Source organism: Pseudarthrobacter sp. WHRI 8279 (assembly GCF_040224115.2).
Lineage (GTDB): Bacteria > Actinomycetota > Actinomycetes > Actinomycetales > Micrococcaceae > Arthrobacter.
In genome coordinates this window covers 3,879,300-3,904,718 of the sequence record NZ_CP168162.1, presented here as the reverse complement: position 1 = coordinate 3,904,718, position 25,419 = coordinate 3,879,300, and the positions used below count along the sequence as shown (strand labels likewise).

At 65.6% G+C, this 25,419-nt stretch carries 20 protein-coding genes; 13 read left to right on the top strand and 7 right to left on the bottom strand.

All coding sequences use genetic code 11. From position 1 onward, the window contains the following. Window positions 1-49: 49 nt before the first annotated feature. Together ABRP28_RS17880 and ABRP28_RS17875 are read right to left on the bottom strand one after the other, a co-directional pair. Window positions 50-949 carry an NAD(P)-dependent oxidoreductase gene (locus tag ABRP28_RS17880; protein WP_350001090.1) on the bottom strand — a complete coding sequence of 300 codons (900 nt, stop codon included), beginning with the start codon at window positions 947-949 and terminating at the stop codon, window positions 50-52. A gap of 36 nt (window positions 950-985) precedes the next feature. Further along, window positions 986-2,470 carry a four-carbon acid sugar kinase family protein gene (locus tag ABRP28_RS17875; RefSeq protein WP_350001092.1) on the bottom strand — a complete coding sequence of 495 codons (1,485 nt, stop codon included), beginning with the start codon at window positions 2,468-2,470 and terminating at the stop codon, window positions 986-988. A 170-nt stretch (window positions 2,471-2,640) separates the two neighbouring features. Here ABRP28_RS17875 and ABRP28_RS17870 point away from each other — a divergent pair, with 170 nt between their 5' ends. Both ABRP28_RS17870 and ABRP28_RS17865 read left to right on the top strand, forming a co-directional pair. Next, on the top strand, window positions 2,641-3,345 hold the full coding sequence (locus ABRP28_RS17870) for a FadR/GntR family transcriptional regulator (RefSeq protein WP_350001094.1): 705 nt from the start codon (window positions 2,641-2,643) through the stop codon (window positions 3,343-3,345). A 159-nt stretch (window positions 3,346-3,504) separates the two neighbouring features. Further along, window positions 3,505-3,714, top strand: coding sequence for a dodecin (locus tag ABRP28_RS17865; protein WP_231457108.1), 210 nt, complete (start codon window positions 3,505-3,507; stop codon window positions 3,712-3,714). A gap of 82 nt (window positions 3,715-3,796) precedes the next feature. Here the strand turns inward: ABRP28_RS17865 and ABRP28_RS17860 are convergent, their stop codons facing one another. Together ABRP28_RS17860 and ABRP28_RS17855 are read right to left on the bottom strand one after the other, a co-directional pair. Then, entirely contained in the window at window positions 3,797-4,012 is a 216-nt protein-coding gene (locus ABRP28_RS17860) for a hypothetical protein (RefSeq protein ID WP_350001096.1), read from the bottom strand. Between the two features lie 127 nt (window positions 4,013-4,139). Beyond that, window positions 4,140-5,039 carry a helix-turn-helix transcriptional regulator gene (locus ABRP28_RS17855; protein WP_350001097.1) on the bottom strand — a complete coding sequence of 300 codons (900 nt, stop codon included), beginning with the start codon at window positions 5,037-5,039 and terminating at the stop codon, window positions 4,140-4,142. A 197-nt stretch (window positions 5,040-5,236) separates the two neighbouring features. On the opposite strand from ABRP28_RS17855, the gene ABRP28_RS17850 reads away from it, so the two are divergent. The 9 genes from ABRP28_RS17850 to ABRP28_RS17810 all read left to right on the top strand — a co-directional run bounded on the left by ABRP28_RS17850 (window position 5,237) and on the right by ABRP28_RS17810 (window position 16,227). Further along, window positions 5,237-6,058 (top strand): aldo/keto reductase, encoded by an 822-nt coding sequence (locus ABRP28_RS17850; protein ID WP_350001099.1) that lies wholly within the window; start codon window positions 5,237-5,239, stop codon window positions 6,056-6,058. Between the two features lie 37 nt (window positions 6,059-6,095). Next, complete coding sequence (locus tag ABRP28_RS17845; protein WP_350001101.1) at window positions 6,096-7,067, top strand: aldo/keto reductase; 972 nt, start codon at window positions 6,096-6,098, stop codon at window positions 7,065-7,067. After that, window positions 7,061-8,089 carry an SDR family oxidoreductase gene (locus tag ABRP28_RS17840; RefSeq protein WP_350001103.1) on the top strand — a complete coding sequence of 343 codons (1,029 nt, stop codon included), beginning with the start codon at window positions 7,061-7,063 and terminating at the stop codon, window positions 8,087-8,089. The genes ABRP28_RS17845 and ABRP28_RS17840 overlap by 7 nt, the downstream gene beginning before the upstream one ends. Window positions 8,090-8,329: 240 nt before the next feature. Further along, window positions 8,330-10,882: a rhamnogalacturonan lyase gene (locus ABRP28_RS17835; protein ID WP_350001105.1), complete on the top strand. Its 2,553-nt coding sequence runs from the start codon at window positions 8,330-8,332 to the stop codon at window positions 10,880-10,882. A gap of 28 nt (window positions 10,883-10,910) precedes the next feature. Continuing rightward, window positions 10,911-11,744 carry an aldo/keto reductase gene (locus ABRP28_RS17830; RefSeq protein ID WP_350001106.1) on the top strand — a complete coding sequence of 278 codons (834 nt, stop codon included), beginning with the start codon at window positions 10,911-10,913 and terminating at the stop codon, window positions 11,742-11,744. 132 nt (window positions 11,745-11,876) lie between these two features. Further along, entirely contained in the window at window positions 11,877-12,143 is a 267-nt protein-coding gene (locus ABRP28_RS17825) for a GlsB/YeaQ/YmgE family stress response membrane protein (RefSeq protein WP_231457116.1), read from the top strand. 111 nt (window positions 12,144-12,254) lie between these two features. Further along, window positions 12,255-12,725 (top strand): YtxH domain-containing protein, encoded by a 471-nt coding sequence (locus ABRP28_RS17820; protein WP_350001108.1) that lies wholly within the window; start codon window positions 12,255-12,257, stop codon window positions 12,723-12,725. A 516-nt stretch (window positions 12,726-13,241) separates the two neighbouring features. After that, entirely contained in the window at window positions 13,242-15,398 is a 2,157-nt protein-coding gene (locus tag ABRP28_RS17815) for an HNH endonuclease (protein ID WP_350001110.1), read from the top strand. 178 nt (window positions 15,399-15,576) lie between these two features. After that, window positions 15,577-16,227 carry a maleylpyruvate isomerase family mycothiol-dependent enzyme gene (locus ABRP28_RS17810; RefSeq protein WP_350001112.1) on the top strand — a complete coding sequence of 217 codons (651 nt, stop codon included), beginning with the start codon at window positions 15,577-15,579 and terminating at the stop codon, window positions 16,225-16,227. 48 nt (window positions 16,228-16,275) lie between these two features. Here ABRP28_RS17810 and ABRP28_RS17805 read toward each other — a convergent pair whose 3' ends face one another. Then, window positions 16,276-17,118 (bottom strand): putative protein N(5)-glutamine methyltransferase, encoded by an 843-nt coding sequence (locus ABRP28_RS17805; protein ID WP_350001113.1) that lies wholly within the window; start codon window positions 17,116-17,118, stop codon window positions 16,276-16,278. A gap of 100 nt (window positions 17,119-17,218) precedes the next feature. Between ABRP28_RS17805 and ABRP28_RS17800 the strand changes: the two genes are divergently transcribed. Beyond that, window positions 17,219-18,265 (top strand): beta-propeller fold lactonase family protein, encoded by a 1,047-nt coding sequence (locus tag ABRP28_RS17800; RefSeq protein WP_350001115.1) that lies wholly within the window; start codon window positions 17,219-17,221, stop codon window positions 18,263-18,265. A gap of 244 nt (window positions 18,266-18,509) precedes the next feature. Further along, window positions 18,510-21,614: an alpha-amylase family glycosyl hydrolase gene (locus ABRP28_RS17795; RefSeq protein ID WP_374152885.1), complete on the top strand. Its 3,105-nt coding sequence runs from the start codon at window positions 18,510-18,512 to the stop codon at window positions 21,612-21,614. Between the two features lie 143 nt (window positions 21,615-21,757). Here the strand turns inward: ABRP28_RS17795 and malQ are convergent, their stop codons facing one another. Beyond that, entirely contained in the window at window positions 21,758-23,992 is a 2,235-nt protein-coding gene (gene malQ / locus ABRP28_RS17790) for a 4-alpha-glucanotransferase (RefSeq protein WP_350001117.1), read from the bottom strand. A gap of 163 nt (window positions 23,993-24,155) precedes the next feature. After that, window positions 24,156-25,226: a LacI family DNA-binding transcriptional regulator gene (locus ABRP28_RS17785; protein WP_350001119.1), complete on the bottom strand. Its 1,071-nt coding sequence runs from the start codon at window positions 25,224-25,226 to the stop codon at window positions 24,156-24,158. Window positions 25,227-25,419: the final 193 nt, after the last annotated feature.

Sequence of the window (25,419 nt, the reverse complement as noted above, 5' to 3'; positions counted from 1 at the left end):
AAGGGGCTTTAAGTCGGCTTATCTGGACAAAAACTCCGGGAAGGTGGGGCTACTTGGTGCGCTTGGTGGGGGCCACAACCTTGATGACGGCGGAGTCATCGGCAGCGGCGAGGCCCTGGGCCTGGCCCAGGAGGTAGAGCTGCTCGGCAGCGGCGGCAACCGGGGCTGCCAGTCCGGCGGCGCGGGTGGCCTTGCCCACGATGCCCATGTCCTTGACGAAGATATCCAGGCGGGACAAAACCTCGGCGCCGTCCTCGGTGTACGCCTCGAGGATCCGGGGGCCGCGGTTGGACAGCATGAAGGACCCGGCCGCGCCGGCTTCGAGGGCGGCGAGGGTCTTGGCCTGGTCCAGGCCGAGCGCGTCCGCGAGGGCCATTGCTTCCGCCGCGGCGGCGATGTGGACGCCGCAGAGGAGCTGGTTGACGGTCTTGAGGGCCTGGCCGTCGCCCGGCTTGTCGCCCACCACCGTCAGGGTGGAAGCGAGCAGTTCCAGGGCGGGGGCCGCCTTTTCGCGGGCTTCCGGGGAAGCTCCGACGACGATCAGCAGGTCTCCTTCGCCGGCGCGCTTCGGGCCGCCGGACAGCGGGGCATCAACCAGTTCGACGCCGTATTCGGCAAGTTTTTCAACGGTGGCGGGGATGGCTTCGGTGCCCACGGTGCTGCCGAGGATGACGACGGCGCCGCGCTCCAGTACGGAGGCCACGCCGTTCTCGCCGAAGAGGACATCGTTGAGCTGTTCGCCGTTGCGGACGGCCAGGAGCACGGCGTCGGCGCCCTTGGCGGCTTCACGGGCGGTGGCGAACGTCGCGATGCCGGCTTCTTCAGCGAGCTTCAGCCGGGGTTCGGCGATGTCGAAGCCGTGGACGGTGAGCTGCGATGCCAGGCGGGTGGCCATGGGCAGGCCCATGGCACCGAGGCCCAGGACGGTGATGGTGTAGTTGCTGGTCATGGTGTTCTCCATTGAAATGTGTGCGGGAGCCGGTGATTAGAAGGTGTTGCTGAGTTTGCGGGTGACGTCGGCGAGGGACTGGTCATCGCCCACGTTGCCGGCGAAGACGATGTAGGGAATGCCCTTGGCGGGGCCATCCACGGGCTCCCAGAGGGAGACGATGCCCGGCAGCATGGGGCCGCGGACAATTGCGTGGCGGATTTCGAGGCCGTGCGCGGCGACGTCCGAGGAGGTGATGCCGCCCTTGGCGATGACGAACCGGGGCGGGAAGGTCTTCAGGGTGCGGTTGACGACGGCGACGACGGCGGCGGAGACCGTGCGGGCGATCCGCAGGCTTTCCGCGGGGTCGTCTGCCTTGATCAGCAGCCGGCTTGTGTGGACGATGACGTCACCGCCGCGCAGGGCTTCGACGACGGTTTCCACGGTCTGGTCAAGGTGCGCTTCGGCGCCGCTGGGGGCACCGAGGAGCTTTTCGACGTCGATCTCCACGATCCGAGCCGCGCTGTGCTGGTCCGTGAGGACCTTGAGCTGGCGGGTGGTGACTCCCACATGGGAGCCGACGACAATCAGGCCCCCTGCCTCGGAGGGCGTGTTGCCTGCGTAGGCCTCGGCGCCGCTGAGTTCGGTGCGGATTTCCTGGCCGATCCGGGCACGACCGAATGGAGGGCCCACCCGGTAGAGGAGCTTCTTGCCGCGCCGTTCGGCCTCTTCGAGGCCGAGGGACAGGGCGCGGAGGTCGTTTTCGGTCACGATGTCGGCCACGATCGGGGTGGAGTCGGTGGCCGGTTCGATGGCGTCGGCAATAGCCTTCGCGGAGATTGCCGGATCCTGCGCGGACGCGCCGGCGCGGATAATGTTCAGGTCCAGCACGATCACCGAACCGGCGGCGAAGCGGCCCTGCGACTTCTCGGCAACGTAGTCGGCCATGACCGAGGTGCTGAAGCCGAAGGTGGCGTCCTTGGCGAATTCGGTCTCGGAGACCGGGGTGAGGGTGCCGGCTGCCTCAGCGGTGCCGCGCATGTAGTGGACTCCGCCGATGGTGACCCGCCCGGCGTCGGGGAAGGCTGGAACCAGGACCACGCCGTCGGTCTTTTCACCGCTGACATCCGCCACGGTCGCGGCGATAACGTCCGGCTCCAGGGGGTAGTGGCCGCGGAGGGTGGAATCGCTGCGGCTGACGAACCCGAGGCGGAGTTCCTGCGGTGAGCCTGCTGCAGCAAGGGCGTTGCGCACCACTTCCTCATTGCGGGCGGCGGCCTCGGCCGGGTCCAGGCTGCGGGTGTTCGTCAGGACGTAGACGGCGGGCTTGGACTGGCTGAAGGCCCAGATGAAGTCCGCTACTTCCCAACGGGTAAGCACGGGCAAATCTGCCACGGACTGCGTACCGGTGGGATCGTCGTCGAGCACTACCAGGATCCGCGGGGTCTCCGCGTTGGAGGCGGCCAGGGTGCCGGCCACCAGGTGGGCGGGAATCTGGACCTCGGCCGGGTAGGCGGCCAGAACGTCTGCTTCAAGCGTCACGATGCACTCCGTTGTGTTGAATCCGGTATATGAATCCGGGCGGCGGATCCTGCGGTAAAGGTAACTGTAAGATGTCAGACATCTTGCATTTGGTTTAGTGTGGCATACGACATAGGGACGCGCAAGTAGACTTGTCCGACATATGCAGTGAAGGAATCAACGGGGGCACAATGGCGAGGCAATCACTGGTGGGCCAGGTGGCCGATGAGCTACTGGACCGCATCATCACCGGTGAGTTTCCGCCCGGCGCCACGGTCCCGGGCGAGCACGAACTGAGCGCCCGGCACGAGGTCAGCCGCATGACGGTGCGCGAGGCCATGAAGACCCTGCAGGCCCAGCGGATCCTCAGCGTTGAACGCGGCCGCGGCACATTCGTGAACCCGCTCAACCGCTGGGCGTCGCTCGAGGCGGTGTTGCGTGCCGCGTCGGAGGGGAAGAACGAGGCAGAGACCTCGGTCCAGCTCATCGAACTCCGGCGGATGCTGGAAACAGGTGCCTGCGAACTCGCCGCAGGGCGGATACGCGACGAAGATATCCGGACGCTCCACAGCTACGTGGACAGCATGCGCGCCGCCCACGAGGTGAACGATGTCGCCGCCTTTGTGGAAGCGGACCTGGCGTTCCACGACCTTATCCTGCATGCTTCCGAAAATGTCTTTGTGTCCGTGCTGTTCGAACCGCTGCACCAGGTGCTGCAGAAGCGCCGCACCCAGACGTCCGCGGTCCCTGAGATCCAGGAGCACGCAATCGGACACCACCAGAAGATTGCCGAGGCGCTGGAGTCCCGCGACCCTGTGCGCTCACGGCAGGCCATGGACGCCCACATGCAGCAGACGCTGGACGACCTCAAGAACCTGGTGCTCGAGGCGAAGTAGGCTGGCTTCTCCCTGGATTTAGTGCCGGCGGGGCCGTGAGGACCCTCCCGCCGGCAGCCACGGAACACCCGGCTAAGGCTGGCCAATGTTCTTGCAGTCCTACTAGTCTTCAAGAACGGCCCGCAACCGGGAGCCGCAAGGCGATCACTAGGAGCGAAGTTGTCCAACCACACGTACAGCATTTCTGAAATTGTCGGCACGTCGGACCAGGGTGTGGACGAGGCCGTCCGCAATGGCATCGCGAAGGCCTCACAGACCCTCCGGAACCTGGACTGGTTCGAGGTGAAGGAGATCCGGGGCCACCTGGAAGAGGGCAAGATCGCTGACTGGCAGGTCACCATGAAGGTCGGTTTCCGCCTCGAAGAATAGCGGTTCCAACGCAACTGGCTCGCAGCCGACGTCCCCAATTACCCGAGAGGGGGACGTTGGCTGCGAGCCAGTTGCCGTTTAACTAGTTGGCCGAGACCATGCCTGCTGAGCGCCGCCGCCAGACTGTTGGGACGCCGTCGAACGCGGGAAAAACGTGGCCTTCGAAGAAGGACAGCACGGTGTGCGGGTCATGGTCCGGACTCCAGAGGCCGGACACAGGGCAGTGCGATCCGGTGGCGGTGGAAGGAACGCCGGCCGCGGCACCCTTGCGTTCCTTAAGCAGTGCGATGCGTTTCATCGTTGAGACCATCCTTGGGTGAAGAAGCGTGTTACTCCAGCCTAGGAAGCGGCCGGTCCTTCCCCAATGGGCTCGTGGCCAGAATCCACCACTTCAACTGGCCAAAAGCACAATGCTCCCCGAGCCCCTACTCCCGGTTCTCCGCAACGGCCGGCGAGGCGTCGCGGGTCCGCGGCTCCGCGGCGGGAGCGGCAGCCCCCAGGCTCCCCAGCAACGCCAGCGCATCGGCCGACGGCGAGCCCGCCTTCGCCGAGTACACCCTGAGCGTCTGGTCGGGATCGTCCGGGAGGACCAGGTTCTCAAAGTTCAGTTCCAGGTCCCCGACGGCGGGATGATGCAGCCGCACGCTGCCCGCCGACCGCGTAGCCACGCGGTGCCCTGCCCACCACTGCCGGAAGTGCTCGCTGTGGACGGCAAGTTCGCCCACCAGCTGGTTGGCCTGGGCGTCGTTCGGGTGCCGGCCAACGTCCACCCTTAGCGCGCCTGCCGCTTCCGCGGCGACAGTCTTCCAGTCGCGAAAGAGCTCCCGGGCACCGGGATCAAGAATGAGCCAACGGGTCAGGTTCCGCTCAGCTGCCGGAAGTGCGGGGAAATCAGTGAACAGCAGGAAGGCCATCCGGTTTCCGGCAAGGACATCGCTGCGCCGCCCCAGCACCATGGCAGGCACATCACCCACGGCTTCAAGGAGCTGGCGGAGTGCCGGGCGGACGCCCTGGGCGGCGGGAACGCTGGACCGGGCGGACCCGGCGCAGTTCTCCAGCAGGTCCAGCATGTGCGCATGTTCCCCGGTGTCCAGCCTGAGGGCCCGCGACACTGCATCCAGGACCGTCCGCGAAGGGTGGATGTTCCGGCCCTGCTCCAGGCGGACGTAATAGTCAGTGCTGACTCCTGCCAGGCGGGCAACTTCCTCGCGGCGGAGGCCGGGCACCCGGCGCGCACCGGAAGCGGGCCCCGCTCCGGCGTCCTCGGGACTCAGGCGGGACCGCATGGCTTTGAGGAATTTTCCGAATTCGGCGCTTTGACCCATGCAGACCATTCTGCCCGGCCGGGTGGTCCCGTTCTACAACGAAGGTAGGACTGGCAGTCCTAGGAAAAACAGAATCACGCAGCCCTGCTGACTTACGGGCGAAAACTGCATAGGCTCGGAAGGGAGCCACTGGAAACCGCTTTCTTCCTATCGATCCACGGCATCCCACTACCGCACCAGCGCATCAAGGAGCCCCCATGTCAGAGCTGACACTGAACAACGGCGTCACTATCCCCCAGCTTGGCCTCGGCGTTTTCCAGGTCCCGCCCGAAGACACGCAGCGGATCGTGGAAGATGCCTTCGAGGCCGGCTACCGCCACATCGACACCGCCGCCGGTTACCGCAACGAGGCCGGAGTGGGCGCGGCCATCGCGGCCACGGGGATTCCCCGCGAGGAGATCTTCGTGACCACCAAGCTGCGGAACGGCGAACAGGGCCGGGCGCAGGAAGCATTCCAGAACAGCCGCAAAGCACTGGGCCTGGAGTTCGTGGACCTCTACCTGATCCACTGGCCCGTCCCCTCCCAAGGACTGTACGTCCAGGCCTGGAAGGAGATGGAGCGGCTGTACGAGAACAACCAGATCCGCGCCATTGGCGTCTCCAACTTCCTGACCGAACACCTGGACCACCTGCTGGAATCCGCGGAAATCGTCCCTGCCGTCAACCAGATCGAACTCCATCCCAGCTACCAGCAAGCCCCCCTTGCGGCCAAGTGCCGGGAACTGGGCATCGGAGTCGAGGCGTACAGCCCGCTCGGCCAGGGCGGGGACCTCAACGGAAACGCCGTGACCGCCATTGCCAACGCCCACAACGCCACCACGGCCCAAGTAGTGCTCGCCTGGCACCTCGCTACCGGGAACATTGTGATCCCCAAGTCCGTGGACCCGGGACGCATGCGGGAGAACTTCGCCGCATCCACCCTGAAGCTCACGGATGACGAACTCGCCGCCATCACTGCCCTCGAGTCCGGCGCCCGGATCGGCTCCGATCCCGCCGTCGCCGCCTTCACCCAGCTGTAGACCAACTCCTGGACCCCGTCCCCCGAAAGGACACCCCATGCAGTACACCCACCTGGGCCGCTCCGGCCTGACAGTCTCCCGCCTCTGCCTCGGCACCATGAACTTCGGCCCCCAGACGGAAGAAGCGGACGCCCACTCCATCATGGATTCGGCACACGAGCAGGGCATCAACTTCTTCGACACCGCCAACGTCTACGGCGGCGCCGGCCACCGCGGCTGGACCGAGGAGATCATCGGCCGCTGGTTCGCGAAGGGCGGCGAGCGCCGCGAACACACGGTGCTGGCCACCAAGCTGTACGGCACCATGACGGACCGGCCCAACGAGTCCAAGCTTTCCGCCTTGAACATCCGCCGGGCCCTGGACGCCAGCCTGAAGCGGCTGCAGACCGACTACATCGACGTCTACCAGTTCCACCACATCGACCGCGACACCCCCTGGGATGAAATCTGGCAAGCCTTCGAGGTGGCCGTCCAGCAGGGCAAAATCCTCTACTCCGGCAGCAGCAACTTTGCCGGCTGGCACATTGCCCAGGCGCAGGAAGCGGCGCAGCGGCGCCATTACACGGGCCTGGTCAGCGAGCAGTCCATTTACAACCTCTTCATGCGCCAAGTGGAATTGGAAGTGATTCCGGCCGCCCAGCAGTACGGACTGGGCCTCATTCCCTGGTCGCCGCTGCAGGGCGGCCTCCTGGGCGGTGTACTGAAGAAAGAGCGCGACGGCGTCCGCCGCACCGAGGGCCGTGCGGCGGAGACCCTCAAGAAGCACGAAGACCAGATCCGGCAGTACGAGGATTTCGCGGATGAACTCGGCCACGAGCCCGGCGACGTTGCCCTTGCCTGGCTCCTGCACCAGCCCGCCGTCACCGCACCTATCGTGGGACCGCGAACCCAGGACCAGCTCGACGCCGCTGTCCGCGCCCTCGACGTCGCCCTGGACGCCGACGCCCTCAAGCGGCTCGATGACATCTTCCCGGGGCACCGCACGGCTCCGGAAGACTACGCGTGGTGAACCCACTCACCCCTGACGCCGACACGGTGGCGCCGAGAAACATCCTTTTCATCGGCGGCACCGGAGTCATCAGCACGGCGGCGGCAGAACGAGCCGTCGCGCTGGGACACCGGCTCACCATCCTCAACCGGGGCCGGTCCACAAGGCCGGTCCCGGATGGGGCGGAAATCCTCACGGCCGATGTGCGGGATGCCTCCGCGGTCCGCGCCGTGCTCGCCGGGCGCGAGTTCGACGCCGTGGCGGACTTTATTACCTTCACGCCTGACCAGGCAAAGGCCAGCCTGGACCTGTTCGCCGGGCGAACCGGGCAGTACGTTTTCATCAGTTCCGCCTCCGCCTACCAGAAACCGCCCACCAGGCTGCCGATCCGCGAGTCCACGCCGCTGAAGAATCCGTTCTGGCAGTACTCCCGGGACAAGATTTCGTGCGAGGAACTGTTCTACCAGGCATACCGCGAGCAGGATTTCCCGCTCACGGTGGTACGGCCTTCGCACACCTACGACCGCACCAAGATCGCCATGGTGGGAGGCTGGACCGACATCCACCGGATGCGCACGGGGCTGCCGGTCATGGTGCACGGGGACGGGACATCGCTGTGGACCCTGACCCACAGCCAGGACTTCGCCAAGGCCTTCGTGGGGCTTCTGGGCCGGCCGCAGGCGGTGGGCGAAAGCTTCACCATCACCTCGGACGAGTACCTGCCCTGGAACCAGATTTACCAACTGTTCGCGCGGGCGGCCGGCGTCCCGGAGCCGGAACTGGTCCATGTGGCTTCCGAAACCATCGCCGCGCACAGCGCCGAACTGGGGGCCAACCTCCTCGGAGACCGCTCACACTCCGTGGTTTTCGACAACACCAAGATCAAGTCCCTGGTGCCCGGCTACCGCGCCACCATCCCTTTCGCCGACGGCGCCCGCGAAATCGTGCAGTGGTTCGATGCAAACCCCGAGCTGCAGACCGTGGACCAGGGCTATATGGCCCTGACAGACCGGCTCACAGCTTGGGCGCGGAGCGGTGCATAAGATCCATCCACCCGCCCTGGAACTGAGAGTGCGCGGCTCTCGGATTGCCGGAAGGGTGCGGGGACGCCGGAAAGCTTGCAGCGTCCCCGCACCCTTCCTGCGTCCCCGGCCGCCCCGCCTCTTCTACAACGTTCTAAATATCTTCCTTGCTGCCCGGCGGCAAGGCTTGTTTTCTGCCGCACTCCCCCGCTAGGTTATCGGGGAAGCGTTTTCCCGTTCTCAAATTGAAAGGATTCACTGATGAGTCCGCACCGTACTCCCGCGCGCCTCCTGTCCGTCGCCGCCGTCGGAATTGCCCTTACCGTAGGCTGCCTCGCTGCCCCCGCGTCCGCCGTCGAACGCTCTCCCAAGCCCGGTACGCCGGACGTCCAACTGGACCACCTTGACCGCGGCCTGGTGGCCGCCAAGACGTCCGAAGGCGTCTTCCTGAGCTGGCGGCTCCTGGGCCACGAGGCCTCCGGTTCTTCCGCCACAGGCCTCACCGGGACGGACTTCAACGTCTACCGCGACGGCGAGAAGCTGGCCACGGTGACCAACAGCACCAACTTCCAGGACACCGGCGGAACCGCCGCGTCCGGGTACCAGGTGCGGGCCGTCGTCGCAGGCGTGGAAGTGGACAGCAGCGCAACCGCCACGCCATGGGGCGGCAACTTCGTGGACATCCCGCTGAAGAAGCCAGCAGACGGAACCACCCCCGCCGGGCAGGCGTACACCTACAACGCCAATGACGCGTCCGTAGGAGACGTCGACGGCGATGGCCAGTACGAATTCATCGTCAAGTGGGATCCGAACAACTCCAAAGACGTCTCACAGGTGGGCTACACCGGCAACACCTACGTGGATACCTACAAAGCGGACGGCACGCTGCTCCACCGCATCGACCTCGGCGTCAACATCCGTTCGGGGGCCCACTACACCCAGATGCTGGTCAACGATTTCGACGGCGACGGCCGCGCCGAAATGATGATGAAAACGGCTCCGGGAACCAAGAGCACCAGCTTCAAGGCCGACGGCAGCGTCGCTTCCGAAAACTTCATCTCGCTGCTGCAGCAGGACATCGAGGCCGGCTACTCCAACTCGGACGACTACCGCATGAGCGCGGCGGACTACTACCGGCACATGGTGGAAACGTTCCAGGGCTGGACCGAACATCCGGAGGTGAAGGCCGGCAACTGGCCCGCCACCCTGGAGGAAGCGTTCGGCACCGCGCCGAAGTACCAGTACCCCCTGTCCCAGGCTGACGCTGAAGCACTCACCGACTACTTCATGGACGTCTACGCCCCCTCGCGCAGCGCCAGGAACAACCTGCGGGCCTTCGAGGGCTTCATCGTTTCCGGCCCTGAATACCTGACGGTGTTTGAAGGCGCGTCGGGCAAGGAACTGAAGACCGTCGCGTATGAGCCGGGCAGGCACGACGACGGACTCATGTGGGGTGACTACGCCATGTCCCGTATTGAGCCTGGCAACAGGGTGGACCGCTTCCTTGCCGGCGTCGCGTACCTTGACGGCAAGAGGCCGGCTGCGGTGTTCGCCCGCGGCTACTACACGCGGACCACACTGGCCGCCTACACCTGGGACGGGTCAGACCTCGCGCCCGTGTGGAACGTCGACTCCGGCTGGACGCCCATGACCAACCCGTTCAACGACGGCCCGCACGGCCGGGACGGCACCGATCCGGAATTCGGCACGCTTACTACACAGGGCTTCCACTCGCTCAGCGCAGCAGACGTGGACGGCGACGGCAGGCAGGAGATCGTTTACGGCTCCGCCACCATCGACGACGACGGCTCGCTGCTGTACAGCTCCTTCGACACGATGCCCGACGCCAGCGCCATCCCTGGCGGGGAAGCCCGATTGGGCCACGGCGACGCCATGCACGTCACGGACATCGACCCCGCCCGTCCAGGCAAAGAGATCTTCACGGTGCACGAGGGCGGCACCTACGCCCCCTACGGCTACGCCATGCGCGACGCCGCCACCGGCGAGGTGCTCTTCGGCGCCTACTCCGGCAGGGACACCGGCCGCGGCATGATCGGCGACGTGGACCCGGGCGTCCCCGGCATCGAGAACTGGGCCATCGGCATGCAGTCGGCCGACGGCGACAAGCTGTCAACCGCCACTCCCGGCACCAACATGAGCATCAAGTGGGCCGCGGACATGACCACGCAGATCATCAACGGCTCAGGCGAGCAGACGCCCACCATCGATGACTGGAAGCGTGGCAGGCTGCTGACAGCCGAGGGGACCCGCACCAACAACGGCACCAAGGGCACGCCCAGCCTGGTGGCAGACGTGGTGGGCGACTGGCGCGAGGAAATGCTGGTGCGGACGGCTGATAGTTCGGCGCTGCGCATGTACCTGAGCACCGAGGTGACCAACCACAAGCTCTACACCCTCATGCACGATCCCCAGTACCGTGCCGAGGTTGCCCGGCAGAACACCACCTACAACCAGCCGTCCTACACGGACTTCTATCTTGCCTCGGACATGGACTTCGCCGGCGTGCCCCTGCGCGCAGCCTGGCTCCCCGGCAGCGTGAAGACGCTGCAGCATGTGCTTGAAGACCTGGTGGAGTCAGGGGACGTGTCAGGGCCCGTGGCCAGCCAGTTGGCAACCAGCATCAAGCAGGCCGCGGCCGCTGTTGAAAACGGCGACGCCGCGAAGGCCGGGCAGGCCATCCAGCGCTTCATGGACTTCCTGGCGCAGCAGAAGGGCCCGGATGCCGTTTCTGATACCGCCAGGGTGTCCCTGGAGTACAACGGGGACAACATTCTCAGGGCTTTCAAGGGCTAAGCAGCCGAATCCGGGAGAGACTGTTCCAATGACACGTGCACCGCTGATCACACTCAATGACGGCTACTCCATTCCGCAGGTGGGGCTTGGCACCTGGCCGCTGGCCGATGATGAGGCGGCCACCGCCGTCGTACAAGCCCTGGAAGCCGGATACCGGCATATCGACACTGCCGTGAAGTACGGCAATGAACAGGGTGTGGGCAACGGCATCCGCGCCAGCGGCGTGGACCGGGACGAGCTGTTCATCACCACCAAGCTGGACGGCCAGTTCCAGGGGAATGGCAGGGCCGTGGAGGGACTGGAGGGGTCCTTGAAGCGGCTTGGGCTGGATTATGTTGACCTGCTGCTGATCCACTGGCCCCTGCCGGCGCGGGACGACTACGTCTCTACCTGGCGGACCTTCGAACGGCTCCAGGCGGAGGGGAAGGTGCGCTCTATTGGGGTCTCCAATTTCAAGCCTGCACACCTGGAACGGCTGATGGCGGAAACTGATGTTATTCCCGCCCTCAACCAGATTCAGCTGTCCCCAGCAATAACCCGGACCGCTGAGCGGGACTTCCATAAGAGGCACGGCATCATCACCGAGTCCTACAGCCCGCTGGGCGGTTCCGGGGCCGGCCTGCTCGGCGCTCCCATCCTGTCCCAGCTCGGCGAAAAGCATGGGAAAACGCCCGGCCAGCTTGTCCTTCGGTGGCATGTCCAGAACGGAATTGTAACGATTCCGAAAACAGCCAGTCCGGAGCGTATGAGGGAAAACCTGGATATCTTCGATTTCACCCTGGACCCGCAGGATCTAGCGGAATTGGCTATCCTCGATGAGGGGCCCGATGCTGGCAACGACTCAGACGTAACGGGGCACTAAACCGCCCTGAAATGGGCTTTTTCTTCCAACTGGGGTTGGCAAATAGATAGTAAGCATGATTACTATTGAGGCAGAAGGATGAAGTGTCTCCGGGATCCGGAGGCCTCCTTTACTTAGGAAGAGGAACAAAAAATGGGATTCATTGCATTTCTAATTCTCGGACTTATTGCTGGCGCGATCGCTAAGGCGATCCTCCCGGGCCGCCAGGGTGGCGGCTGGGTCATCACCCTGGTCCTCGGCGTCGTTGGAGCACTCCTCGGCGGCTGGATCGGCGGAATGATCTTTGGCACCGGACTGCAGGAGTTCTTCTCCCTGCAGACGTGGCTGCTGGCCATCGGCGGTGCGCTGATCGTGCTGCTGGTATACGGCATGGTCACCAAGCGTGGCGCACGCAGCTAACTGACGCGCCAGCCAGGAGAGCCGGCCTGGGGACAACATCCCCGGGCCGGTTTTTCTATCTCCCGGCCTCTCTGGCCGGAACTGAACCTTCTCAGGGAGCAGGACCTCATCATGAAAAACAAACTTCTTTTGGGCGTAGGAATTGCCGCCGGCTATGTGCTTGGATCACGGTCGGGACGGGCAGCGTACGACAAACTCAAGGCTCGCGCCGCGGGCATCTGGGACAGCAAGCCGGTTCAGGACAAGGTTGCTGTTGCCACGGATGCCATCAAGGAAAAGGCTCCTGAAGTGGCGGACCAGCTGACTGAGGCGGCCCGCCGGGCAGGCACAGTCATTGGTTCCGCAATGCACCGCGAGGGCGCGGCCGGTGACAAGAAGTCCTCAACGTCCGACGACGCCGCAACAGCGGGTGCTGCCAGCACCGGCGCTGCGGGTACTTCGGGCGGTTTGGGTACGACTGGTACCGGTGCTGCTGGTACCCCGGGCAGTGGCGACCTTGGCGGGGACCACATCCCCGCCCACAGCACACACCCGGAAACGCACAATCTCGGGACCTCGGACGAGACTGGTTCGAAGTCATAACAGGCCGCTCGTACGGCTTGCGGCAGAGCGGTTGCCGCTTGACAACGTAATCACCGTTTGCGTGTGCTACAACTGAATGGCTTTGCTGGCCGTCGCGATCCTTGGGGGACGCGGCGGCCAGCGGCGTCTTAAGACCTCAGCCGGTAACCAGCACGGCAGGCGGTCGCCAACACAACACGGCTCCCCGTGTGGATAACCCCGCCCAGGCTGGCCCCTGCTTTCCGTGTTATCCACATAGCCAATCTAGCCGGCACTTTTGTCAGTGGTCTTTGGCAGAGTTGTCCCATGAAGGTGCTTGGGAACCAGCTTGCAGAGTTCGGCGGTTATGCCGCCCTGCTTTCCAACGCAGGTTCCCTCCCTCCACCTGACAAAGCTAAAACAACAAGCCCCCGGCCTGCGTCAGGCACCCGGACTATTGTCCCCAGCCAGTGCTCTGCAGTAGCTGGCGAATGTAGTCTTGCTCCTGCCGCCCGGCCCGTCTCAGCCCGCCTCTATGAAGTCGTAGGCGAGGGCACTGTGGCTCCCCCGGATCCCGCTTCGCTCCCCGCGCCGGCTGTTGACGATGCATCCGGACGTGTCGAGGAACCAGGTGGACAGCCGCAAGCCGGGCTGGCTGAAATCGGGGGCCTCCTCAATGCTGCGGCGCTGGCCGCGCCGGATGCTCTTGCAGTGGCCGGCTATGTTGAGGCTTCTGACTTCGCCGGCCAGGTTGAGGACCTCGCCCGGAGTGTTGAATGCCTGCAGCTACTCGCTGCCGGCGCTGTGGACCGCACCCGAAGCGAAGCAATCACCGCCGCGACTGCGGCCCGGTCCACCCGGTCCCGGGGCTGGGTCACCGGGTGGGAGAACGACGTCGAAATACTCAATGAGACAGACGCCGGCTGGCCGGGCCAGGCTACACCGGGCGACGCGGAGCCCAGCGACCCGAAACCCGGCGACCCGACACCCAGCGACCAGACACCCAGCGCAGCCACTGCTGCTCATGGCGTTGTCACTGCCGGTGCGGGTACCGGGACGAGGGGTGGCGTGCCGGTCGTTACTTCGCCGGCCGACGACGGGTGCAGGACCACCGCGGAGTTCCTCCGCCTCCGGCTCCGGATTCCCCTGCGCGAGGCCCGCCGCCGCCTCGCACTTGCCCACCAGGCCCTGCCCGGCACCAGCCTCACCGGCGAACCCCTTCCACCGGCCCTGCCACATCTCGCCTGCGCCCTTGCCCCGGCACCCAACCCACTTTCGGCTGGGCCAGCCGATGGCGCAGCGACTCCTGAGGCAACAGCCGCGGACACGCCCAACGACACGACTGAGGGCACGAACGGGGACTCGCTGGCGGCCGTCGCTTCAGCGCCCGTGGTGTCCTCTTACGCCGGGACGATCATCACTGCTGCGCTGGACCGGATCCGGCATCACACCACTCCGGATGTATTGGACCGGATTGAACATGACCTCACCGCCGCCGCGGCCGCCGCCGATCCCGACTTCGTAGCCCGGTTGGCCCAGCGCTGGGCCGAGACCATCGACGCCGACGGCACCGAACCCACCGAGGAAGCCCTCCGCCACACCCAGGGCGCGTTCATCCGCAAACCCCGCCACGGCTTGCACCGCCTCGAAATCTTCGCCACCACCGACCAGTACGAACACCTCCTCACGGTCATGAACGCCGCCACCAACCCCCGCACCTCCGTCCCCAACGGTCTCGGCCTTTCCAACGGCGCTTGCGCCGACACCAACGCCGGTTCCGGTACAGGGACCGGGACAGACTCCGACGCCGGCAGCGGCACCGGCGGGGGAAGTTGCAGCACAAGGGACATAGTCATAGGCGCCGATAGCGGAGACGGAAGTGGGACCGCGCAAGACTCTGCTTGGCACGACGCCGGCCCGGGGTCCGGCTGGGACCTGGACCGCCGCACCCGCCCCCAAAAACAACTGGATGGCATTATCAGCGCCGTCAAAGCAGGGCTCACCACCAATGCCCTCCCCATCACCGGCGGCAACCGGCCCCAGATCATTGCCACCATCAACTACAAGGACCTTTTCCTCCACCGCGGCGACCCCTCCGGCGGCCAGGAATCCGGCCCGCGCGGCGCAGGCGGGGGTAGTGCAGGCACGGGCACTGGCATGAACGCAGGCACCGGCACCGACGTAAGCATGGACGCAGCTGCGGGTGTCGGCAGCGGCACTGGCACCCGCACGGACCTAGACACCACGACCGGAACAGAACCCAGTCTTGCGTCGGGTAACTTCGTCTTTACCGGGCCCGTGGCCGCCGCTACCCTGCGTAAAATGGCCTGCGACGCCGACATCATCCCCGCTGTCCTGGGCAGCCACGGCGAAATCCTGGACCTCGGACGCAAAACCCGCCTCTTTACCCCCGCCCAGCGGCTCGCCCTCACAGCCCGCGACCAAGGTTGCACCTTCCCCAACTGCACCATTCCCGCACCGTGGTGCGAAGCCCACCACATCACCTACTGGTCAGACGGCGGCCCCACATCCACCAGCAACGGCGCACTTCTCTGCTCAGCGCACCACCACCTCATCCACAAAGAACAATGGATCATCACCACCCGCCACGGCACACCCTGGTACACGCCCCCGAAACACATCGACCCCCAACAAAAGCCCCAACAAAACGGTTACTTCAGGCCACCCCCGCCCCCGCGAACGCAGCGGGAGTGAGAAGACTCCAAGCCGTGACTCGTTCGATAAACCAGGCGGCGAAGATGCGTGATTCCCGATATTGTCACTCTCAGTATTCCTCCCAACGAGACAGCGGCGCCTCCCGTCTCATCCGGGCAGCCGCTGGCACATCGGCTTTGTATGAGCACCATCAACTAACGCCAGCCGAGAGGGTTCCATGACGACACCGACAAGCGAGCACTTATGGGCGCTGGCCCACATTGAGCGGACCACGCTGGCAGAGGATCTCTCTGGACTCAACCCGGAGCAGTGGCAGCATCGTAGTCTCTGTGGGCAGTGGGACATTGAGCAGGTTCTCGCCCACCTCACGGCCGCAGCCAGCCTGAACCAGTGGCAGTGGTTCCGCAGCATACTGGGCGCGCGTTTCCGGCCCGATGTCCACAACCAGCGCAGGCTGACCGAGCACCGCGGCAGGACACCTACCGAGACCCTCGAGCGCTTCCGGGCGGTAATCGGGAGTACCACGGCGCCTTCAAGCCACACTGCGGCCTACCTCGGCGAAGTCGTCGTGCATGCCCAAGACATCCGCCAGCCGCTGGGACTTCCCCGAACACCCAGCATCGAGGCTTTGACCTTCGTGGCCGAATTTTTCGCCGAACGCGACTTCACCGTGGACAGCCGCACAAGCATCGCAGGCCTGAAGCTGCGCGCTGACGACGGACCCTTCGCAACGGGCACCGGACCGCTGGTCACCGGATCGACGCTCGCCCTGGTGATGTCCATGGCTGGCCGTAAACCTTACGTGAACGAGCTCGCGGGACCCGGTTTGCCTGTACTCCAGTCGCGGATCCAGGGCGCCGCACCCTGACCTGCCTCCGGCCAGGGCCTGGACAAGACAGTGCAGGCGCAATTACCGTCACGTAACTGCCTGGGTCCGCGTGCCCCGATGGAGGGAACCGACCACCACAGTCCCGTCCAGCTCATCATCATGGACGGTCCGGACGGTTAACCCCGCCTCAGCCGCGATCGCGGATGTCCGCCCGGCCTGCTGCCCACTGGTCTCGATCAGCAGGTGTCCGCCAGGCGAAAGCCATTGGAGGGCGTGTGCTGCCACGCGGCGGTGGAAGTCCAGTCCGTCACCGCCCCCGTCGAGCGCAGCGCGCGATTCGTAGAGGCGCGCTTCAGGCGGCATTGTTCTTATCGCTTCCGTGGGGACGTAAGGAGCGTTGACGGCAAGAATCCGCACCCGGCCTTGAAGCGCCGGCGGCAGCGCCGCGAACAGATCACCCTGGTACACGCGGCCCCTAACGGGATCCACATTGCGGCGGGCACAGTTCACTGCCGCAGGATCGATATCAGCCAAGTGCACTTCCGCCCTTGGGTGCAGCCGGGCAATGGCCGTACCAACCGCGCCCGAACCGCAGCAAAGGTCCACAACAATCGGGGGCGGTGAAAGTGTCCGGTCCCGCAGCAGGCTTACTGCCTGGTGAACCAGCAGCTCCGTCCGCCGCCGAGGCACAAAAACACCCGGGTCCACGGCGATGCGGTCCCCGCAAAAATCCGCCCATCCCAGAACATGTTCCAGTGGCATGCCGGATATGCGGCGGTCCACCCATTCTGCGAGTACCGCGGAATCCGGGGCCTCAGCTATTAGCAGCAGCGCCTCGTCTTCTGCGAAGACACAGCCCGCTGCCCGCAGGGCGGAAACCACCGGAGCAAGGGTCTGGGGCTCAGCAGTCGGCTCGCAGTTGCGCATCATCACCCCTTCCGCACGCCCCCGATAGCCAGAGGCGTGGCTGGAGCCCAATGTTAGTGGGCAAGTGCACCGTAAGGCATCCATTTTTTGGCAGGATGGAACCATGACTTCTCCTGCCCCGCACCCCGTCATTTGGACCGGTACCTACACCCCCGACGGAGGAGGCAGGGCGGACGGCATCGGTGCTTTGGCCGAGCACCCGGACGGAAGCCTCGAATGGCTGGGAACTGCGGCGGAGACGGACTCGCCGTCCTTCGTTGCCGTCCATCCCACGCTGCCCGTGGTGTACGCAGTGGCCGAGCAGCGCAAAATGGTCCGGGCTTTCCGCCGCTCCGGCGACTTCGGGCTGGAGCCCCTCGGTGAGCCGCAACGCGCCGGAGAAGCAACCTGCCACGTTGCTGTGGACCCGCAGGGCCGCTTCGTCACCGCAGCCTGCTGGGGCGACGGCCAGGTCCTGCTCTACGAACTGGATGCCGACGGCGGGATGACCCGGCGGCTCCCCGCGGTGCCGTCGGTCGATCCGCACGCCGGCCTCAATCCGGGTGAGCCGCGGCAGAGCCGCGCCCACGCCAGCCTGATGCTGGCGGACGGGCGCATCATGACCACAGACCTGGGCCACGACACCCTTCGGGTCTGGAACTACGCGCCGGGCACCGGGCTGGTTGCTGACCACGAGGTTGTTCTGCCCTTCGGCACTGGCCCACGGCACATGGTTCAGCATCAGAACGGGAACGTGTTCGTGGTGTCTGAGTACTCCGTCGAAGTGTTCATCGTGAGACCGGAAGCGGGTACCTTCGAGCTGGTTTTCCGCGGGCCGGCAACGTCCGGCGGCAGCCTCCCGGACGACTCCGGCGCGGAAATCTGTCTCGGCTTCCGGGGGTCCTATGCCTATGTGGGCGTGCGTGGCTCCAATATCATCAGCGTGCTTGAGGTCGGTGCCGGGGGGACGGAACTGGTACCCGTCAAGGACACGCCCAGCGGCGGAAACTGGCCGCGTCACCACCTGGTGAGGGGTAACTGGCTCCACGTGGCCCATGAGCGGTCCGACAACGTGGCCACCTTTGCGCTGGATACCCTCACGGGCTGCCCGGGAGAAGTAGTCCACAATCTAGAGATCGCCTCGCCCACCGCCCTGGTGCCCGCAGGCTAGGTCTCCTCCGGGCAGCCTGTTACGAAACACTGCCGCTTTCCGGAGGGTCCTGGCACGGGCCGGAGAAACAACCAGCCGGACCGGGACAGTCCAGCACAATCGCTGGAGTTATTTCGTGCAAGCGCTTACAGTTGTGACGTGCCTCACGGAAAGGCTGGCTTTCCTGTGAAACGCACTCCTCCTTGCCGCCTGTTTTCCCTCGGCAAGCCTGAACAGCAGCGACGCTCCCAGGAAGGTCTCACCCTTGTCATTCCGCACCCATCTCAGCGTGTCCGCGCGCCCCCGCCCCTCCGCCGCGCCACCACCCGCCCGCACATCCCTCAAAACCACCGCCTTCCGTTCAGCCGCCGGGTTGCTGGCGGCCGCCGTCGCGGTTTCAGCGGCAGTCCTCCCCGCCCAGGCCGCACCCGGCCCGAAGGACCCCGGCACGGCGTCGGCCTTCCATTCACTCCGCGCTCCCGTCACGGACGAGAACTTCTATTTCGTCATGGCTGACCGCTTCAACAACGGGAACGCCGCGAATGACGACGGCGGACTGGGCGGCGATTCCATGGTTTCCGGGTTCGACCCCGCCAAAAAGGGGTTCTACAACGGCGGGGACCTGGCAGGCCTGCTGGACAAAATCGACTACATCCAGGGCCTGGGCACCACGTCCATCTGGCTCACCCCCAGCTTCAAAAACAAGGCGGTTCAGCCCGAGGACAAATCCGCCGGGTACCACGGGTACTGGATTACGGACTTCACCCAAATCGACCCGCATCTCGGCACCAATGATGAGCTGAAGGCCCTCATCGACGAGGCCCACTCCCGTGGCATGAAGGTCTACTTCGACATCATCACCAACCACACGGCGGATGTCATCGGCTACGAGGGCGGCGCCCGCAAGGGATACACCTCCAAGGACGAGGTGCCATACAAGACCGCGGACGGCGAGCCGTTCGACGACCGCGACTACGCCGGTTCGGAGAGCTTCCCGGACCTCGCCCCGGAAACGTCCTTCCCCTACGTTCCGGTCCTGGAGGAGGGCGAGGAGGACCTGAAGGTTCCCGCCTGGTTGAACGATCCCGCGCTCTACCACAACCGCGGCGACACAACCTTCGTTGGCGAGGACGCCTACTACGGGGATTTCTTCGGCCTGGACGACCTGTTCACCGAGCATCCCACTGTCGTGGACGGCATGAAGGACATCTACAAGACCTGGATTGCAGACTTCGGCGTTGACGGCTTCCGCATCGACACGATGAAGCACGTCAACAACGAGTTCTGGCAGGAGTTCGGCCCGGACGTCCTGAGCTACGCCAATGCCCAGGGCAAGGACGAGTTCTTCATGTTCGGCGAGGTCTTCGACACCACCAAGAGCTTCACTTCCCAGTTCACAACCCGGAACCAGATGCAGGCCGTCCTGGACTTCCCCTTCCAGGACGCCGCCCGGAGTTTCGCCTCCAAGAGCCAGGACGCCCGCACGCTGGAGACCTTCTTCGCCGGCGATGACTGGTACACGGACGCGGACTCGAACGTCTACCAGCTGCCAACGTTCCTGGGGAACCACGACATGGGCCGCATCGGCAGCTTCATCGCCGCGGACAACCCGGGATCGTCCGGCGCCGAGCAGGTGGCCCGCGACCAGCTGGCCCACGAGCTCATGTACTTTTCCCGCGGCAACCCCGTCATCTATTACGGCGACGAGCAGGGCTTCACCGGCCCGGGCGGTGACCAGGACGCCCGCCAGACGCTGTTCGCCAGCCAGGTGCCGGAGTACCTCGACGACGACCTGCTGGGCACGGACGCCACGCACGCCACCGACAACTTCAACACCGCGCACCCGCTGTACAACAAGATCAGCGAACTGGCCACGCTCACCAGGGAGCACCCGGCCCTGCGCGACGGCGCACACCAGCACCGCTACGCCTCCGAGGGTCCGGGCATCTACGCGTTCTCCCGTACGGATGCCGGGGACCAGCGCGAGTACGTCGTGGCGCTGAACAACAGCGAGCAGGCACAGACCGCAGAGGTGCCCACCTACATCGCCAAACGCAACTACACCCGCATCTACGGGGACGCCGCCGCGGAAACCAAGACGTCGGAGGCCGGCACGCTGACCGTCACGGTGCCGCCGCTCTCCGCCGTGGTCTACCAGTCCTCCGGGCGGATCCCGCACTCCAAGGCCGCGCCCGCCGTCGTCCTCCAGGACCCGGCAGCGGCTCCCGGCGACAACGGGCGCCTCAAGGTGACGGCCGACGTCGGCGGTTCTTCGTTCTATGAGGTCACCTTTGAAGCCAGGACGGCAGGCGGAGGGTGGGCGCCTATCGGCACCGATGACACCGCGCCGTACCAGGTGTTCCATGACGTGGCGGCGCTGGACGCCGGGACGCCGGTCGAGTACCGAGCCACTGTGCTGGACAACGGCGGGCACACCGCCAGCTCGCAGCCACGCACGGCCAGCGTGCCCGCGCCGGTGGTGACGCTGAACAAGCCCGCGGAAGGCAGCAGAGCCGAGGGCCAGGTGGAGCTCAGCGCCACCGTGGACCCCGAGAAGGCAAGCCACACAGTGACGTTCGAACGAAGCGTGGCAGGCGGCGCCTGGACTGCGGTAGCCACGGATGATTCCTCGCCCGTGTACTCGGCGGAGGACGACGTCTCCGGCCTCGACGACGGTACAAAGGTGGCGTACCGGGCCGTCTTGACCGGCCACGGCTTCAGCGTGGTCAGTGAAACCCGGACGGTGACGGTGGGCGAAGCACCGCAGCCCGACTCCGTGACAGTAGCGGGTTCCCTGAACGAGGCAATGGGCTGCACCAAACCGTGGGATCCGGCGTGTTCGCAGGCAATGATGGTGCTCGACCCCGCCGACAAGGTCTGGCGGCTCACGGTGGATCTTCCTGAGGGGCAGTACGAATACAAGGCAGCGCTCAACGGCGGCTGGGACGAGAACTACGGGGCTGGCGGCGCGTTCAACGGACCGAACATCACGTTGGACCATCCCGGCGGCCCGGTGACGTTCCGCTACGACAACAGCACGCACCTGCTCAGCGCCGTCTACGCCTCCCAGCAGCCCGGGGCTGTGGCGGCCGCGGGGAGCATGAACAGTGAGCTTGGCTGCGCCACGGACTGGGAACCTGCCTGCGACCAGGCACAGCTCATGCTCGATCCGGCCGACCTCGTATGGAAGCTGTCCGCGCCGGCCCTGCCTGCCGGCACTTATGAGTTCAAGGCCGCCCTGGACCGGTCCTGGAATGTCAGCTGCGGCGCGGGCGGCGCCTCACCGGGTTCCAACATCGTGTTAAAGCACGACGGCGGCCCGGCCACCTTCCGTTACGACCACTTTACGCACGTGATCACGGCCGGCTAGCGGAACCGGCGTTTAGCCCCAACGTGGGGCCACTCCTTCGCCGTTCCGGATCCCGGACGGTCGAGGGAGTGGCCTCGCGTTGGTGGCTGACAGGTTGCTGGCTGACAGGTTGTTGTGCGTGACAACAGGCAGCCGGCGGGCGGCTAGCCGCGCAGGGCTCCTTCCACCGCCGCCAGCAGCGAGTTGAACCGGGCATTCGCGGGAAGATCGTCAAGGAACACCGGTTTGCCGTCCGGCCCGCCCAGCGGAACCTGCCAGTTGGGGTACAGCGCTTCGGTGGTGCCGGGCTGGTTCTGGACCCGGCGCTCCCCCACCGCGTCCACCAGGGCAACGCCCAGCAGGACCGACGGCGTCTGGGTGAGCAGGAGGTGCAGCGCCTCGATGGTCTGTTCTTCCGTTTCCGGATGCCCGCCTGCGGTTGTTCCGGGCAGGTAGCCACGCTCCCGCACCATGGCCAGCATTTTCTCCAGCGCGGCGTTGTGCTCGGCCCGTTCCTCCGCCTCGGACCGCTCCAGCAAGCCCAGCCCGCTGCGCAGCGCCACGTGGTCCCCGGCGAGGTAACCGGCCGTGGGCGGAAGGTCATGGGTGTTGACGCTGGCGAGCGCCTGCGTCCGGTACTTTTCGGGCGCAAGGGGCGAGTCGCCGTCGTACTCGAACCAGAGGATGGACGTGCCCAGGATGCCGCGGGCAGCCAGGTAGTCCCGCACCCAGGGCTCGAAGGTGCCCAGGTCCTCGCCGATCACCACGGCTCCGGCACGCTGCGCCTCCAGGGCGAGGATGCCGATCAGTGCCTCATGGTCGTAGCGCACGTAGGCGCCGTCGCCCGGGGCATTTCCCACCGGGATCCACCAAAGCCGGAACAGGCCAAGGATGTGGTCCACCCGGATGCCGCCCGCGTGCCGCAGCACCGTGGCCAGCATGTTCCGGAACGGTATGTAGCCGGCCTCGGCCAGGCGGGCGGGGTGCCAGGGCGGCTGCCCCCAGTCCTGTCCCTGCTGGTTGTACATGTCCGGCGGGGCGCCCACGCTGGTGGCGGGAGCCAGTACGTCGCGCAGTGTCCAGGCATCGGCGCTGCTGTGGTCCACGCCGACGGCGAGGTCGTGCACCACGCCGAGCCGCATGCCGGACCGGAGGGCGGCCCGCTGGGCCTCTTCGAGCTGCTCGTCGCAGATCCACTGCAGCCACCGGTGGAACCCGATCCGGTCCCCAAGTTTGTCCCGCAGCGCCTCCGCCTCCCGGGTGCCCAGTGCGAAGGCGGGATCGGTCCACAGCGGATCATCCGGCGCAAGGTCTTCACGGATTGCGGACCAGAGGGCAAAATCGTCCAGCCCCTTGCCGGAAATCCGGCAGAACTCGTCAAAGGCGGCCTGCCGGGCCGGGGACCGGCGTGCATGGTAGAGCATTTCCAGGGCCTGGAGCTTGGCCGCGTAGACGGCGTTCCGGTCCAACCGGGCGCCATCCTTGTTAAGCCCGGACACTTCCTCACGGAGCTTTTCCACCGCTGCGCGCCGGCGCGGCTTCAGGTAGCCCAGCTCGGGAATGGCCTCGATACGGATGTAGAGCGGGTTGAAGAACCGGCGCGTAGAGGGCGAGTACGGGGACGGCTGCACCGGCGGCACGGGCTCAGCCGCGTGCAGCGGGTTGACCAGCACGTAGTCGGCGCCGCGTTCGCCGCTGATGGCCGCGAGGTCGGCGAGGTCCGCGAAATCGCCGATTCCCCAGGAGCGCCTGGACCGGACGGAATAGAGCTGCGTGGCCAGCCCCCAGCCGCGGCGCTCTTCGAGCGGCTGCGCGGTGCTGAGCTGGCGCGGCGTCACCACCAGGGTGGCCTCCGCGGTCACGTCGCCGGCACGGGCGGTCAGGGTGTGCCAGCCGAGGGGCAGGTCCTGCGGGAGGGCGAAGGTAAGGCGGCGGGTGGCCACGCCGTCGACATCCCGCGGCTGTTCCCGGACGTCCTCCTGGACCGCCTTGACGCCGGAACCGTCTTCGAGGGCAATGCCCAGCTGCACGGCTGCGCCATCACGCGCATGGACCGGGACCAGCGCGGGTTCACCCTGCTGGATGACGACGGCGGGAGGCAGCATCCGGCGCCAGGGGGCCAGTTCAGCTTGCGCCAGCGCGGCCTCGATGGCCTGGTTGGTGTCCGCCTGCACGCCCAAAGCGGCCAGCACCTTAATCAGCGTCTCTCCAGCTACCGTATGCGGCAGCCCATCCCAGCCCTGGAACGAGGTACCCACGCCATGCGCGTCGGCCAGCTTCTGGAGCAGATGGGGGTCCACGGCCGCGCCGGCAGCAGCACCGCCCGCGGCGCGCGAAAGCCCGGGAGGGTCTGTTGGCATCCCTGTGCGCTGTGGGTGCTGCTGGTCTGAAGCCGTCATGCGTGTCCGCCTCGTCTGGTGTGATGTGGCCCGAACTTACAGTGCTGCCTGTTGCACCGGGCGCCTGCACCCCCGCGCACAACCGATTGGTTCAGATTATTGCAGGGCGGCGCAGAGACGAAACCAGGACTGGCTTGCGGCACGGTCACCTGCAGTGGATCCCTTACCCTTGCGCCACGTTACGTAGGAGTTCCGGCTTCACGCCGCTCCCAACCGGTACGGGGCCGGTGGTAGTGCGGACCATCAGTGTGGGCTTGACCAGGGTGGATACAGGTTCCACCCTGCCCTCGATCCGCTCCACCAGCAGTCGCGAAGCCAGCGAGCCCATTTCGAACCCCGACTGGTCCACGGTGGTGAGGGAAATCTGGGGAAGTGAAGCCGCCAGCGCGTTGTCATAGCCCACCACGGAGAAAGCCTCCGGCACCGGAACCGACAACTCATGAAATCGGGAGAGCACCCCAAAGCCGGCCATGTCCGTTCCGGTGTGTACGGCGGTGGGAGGGGCATCCCGGTCCAGCATGAGGTCGACGGCATCAGCACCGCCCTGGTGGTTCCACTTGGTTTCGATGACGTCGACTTCTGCATCCAAGCCATGGCGGACCATGGCTTGGATGTATCCGTCAGCACGGACAACCTGTGGCATTGTTGCTTCGTTCTTCTCTTTGCCCACGTGCTTCAGGTGGGAAATCCGCCGGTGCCCCAACGACACCAGATGGTCGACAATCAGGGCGCTGCCCGCCAAATCATCGCTTGCTACGGTGTCATAATCCTGTCCGGGCCCATGACGCCCAAGGACGACCGTGGGCGTGATCCGTCCGATCTTCTCCAGCTCCTCGTCCGGGCCGAACGGCGCAATGAGGACCAGGCCGTCCATTTTCCGGTCAATCATGGCCTCTATCATCTGCTTCTGCTGCGCGAGGCCCATGTTCGCCTCCCCGATGAACACTTGGTAACCGCGACTGCCCGCCTCTGCCCGGATCCCCTCGATGAGCACCGTAACGAAGGTGTTCGAAAGGTCCACCACGAACACCCCGAGGGTGAAACTCCTGCCGCGCATGCCCCGCGCCAACGCGGAGGGCCGGTAACCAAGGGCATCCATGGAGGCCTCGACCCGCGCCTTCATGACGTCGCTAACGCCGTACGCCCCGCGAAGTACTTTTGATACCGCTGCACGGGAGACGCCTGCGTGTTCCGCGACGTCACTGATGGTCGCCCTCTTCGGATGTTTGTTCACATCCCCAGCCTCTCTGGTTGCCCCAGGAGTAATTGTAGACTGATCTACAGAAAATCCTTGATTCCTGTTGTGAGTTCCCTTACAGTAAAAACGTAGACCGATCTACATAAGCCACTTTTCGCAATTCCTTTCGGGAAAAGTTTGCTTTGAAACGTTCCACAGGACCAGCAGGACCTGCGGCTTTACGAGGAGG

What these genes read in the sequence shown, in the direction of transcription:
- ABRP28_RS17820 (WP_350001108.1), top strand. Translation starts at nt 12,255, where the DNA reads ATGAAAAACAAACTTCTTTTGGGCGTAGGAATTGCCGCCGGCTATGTG.
- ABRP28_RS17880 (WP_350001090.1), bottom strand. Translation starts at nt 949, where the DNA reads ATGACCAGCAACTACACCATCACCGTCCTGGGCCTCGGTGCCATGGGC.
- ABRP28_RS17870 (WP_350001094.1), top strand. Translation starts at nt 2,641, where the DNA reads ATGGCGAGGCAATCACTGGTGGGCCAGGTGGCCGATGAGCTACTGGAC.
- ABRP28_RS17835 (WP_350001105.1), top strand. Translation starts at nt 8,330, where the DNA reads ATGAGTCCGCACCGTACTCCCGCGCGCCTCCTGTCCGTCGCCGCCGTC.
- ABRP28_RS17830 (WP_350001106.1), top strand. Translation starts at nt 10,911, where the DNA reads ATGACACGTGCACCGCTGATCACACTCAATGACGGCTACTCCATTCCG.
- ABRP28_RS17845 (WP_350001101.1), top strand. Translation starts at nt 6,096, where the DNA reads ATGCAGTACACCCACCTGGGCCGCTCCGGCCTGACAGTCTCCCGCCTC.
- ABRP28_RS17860 (WP_350001096.1), bottom strand. Translation starts at nt 4,012, where the DNA reads ATGAAACGCATCGCACTGCTTAAGGAACGCAAGGGTGCCGCGGCCGGC.
- ABRP28_RS17850 (WP_350001099.1), top strand. Translation starts at nt 5,237, where the DNA reads ATGTCAGAGCTGACACTGAACAACGGCGTCACTATCCCCCAGCTTGGC.
- ABRP28_RS17805 (WP_350001113.1), bottom strand. Translation starts at nt 17,118, where the DNA reads ATGATGCGCAACTGCGAGCCGACTGCTGAGCCCCAGACCCTTGCTCCG.
- ABRP28_RS17825 (WP_231457116.1), top strand. Translation starts at nt 11,877, where the DNA reads ATGGGATTCATTGCATTTCTAATTCTCGGACTTATTGCTGGCGCGATC.
- malQ (WP_350001117.1), bottom strand. Translation starts at nt 23,992, where the DNA reads ATGACGGCTTCAGACCAGCAGCACCCACAGCGCACAGGGATGCCAACA.
- ABRP28_RS17800 (WP_350001115.1), top strand. Translation starts at nt 17,219, where the DNA reads ATGACTTCTCCTGCCCCGCACCCCGTCATTTGGACCGGTACCTACACC.
- ABRP28_RS17810 (WP_350001112.1), top strand. Translation starts at nt 15,577, where the DNA reads ATGACGACACCGACAAGCGAGCACTTATGGGCGCTGGCCCACATTGAG.
- ABRP28_RS17855 (WP_350001097.1), bottom strand. Translation starts at nt 5,039, where the DNA reads ATGGGTCAAAGCGCCGAATTCGGAAAATTCCTCAAAGCCATGCGGTCC.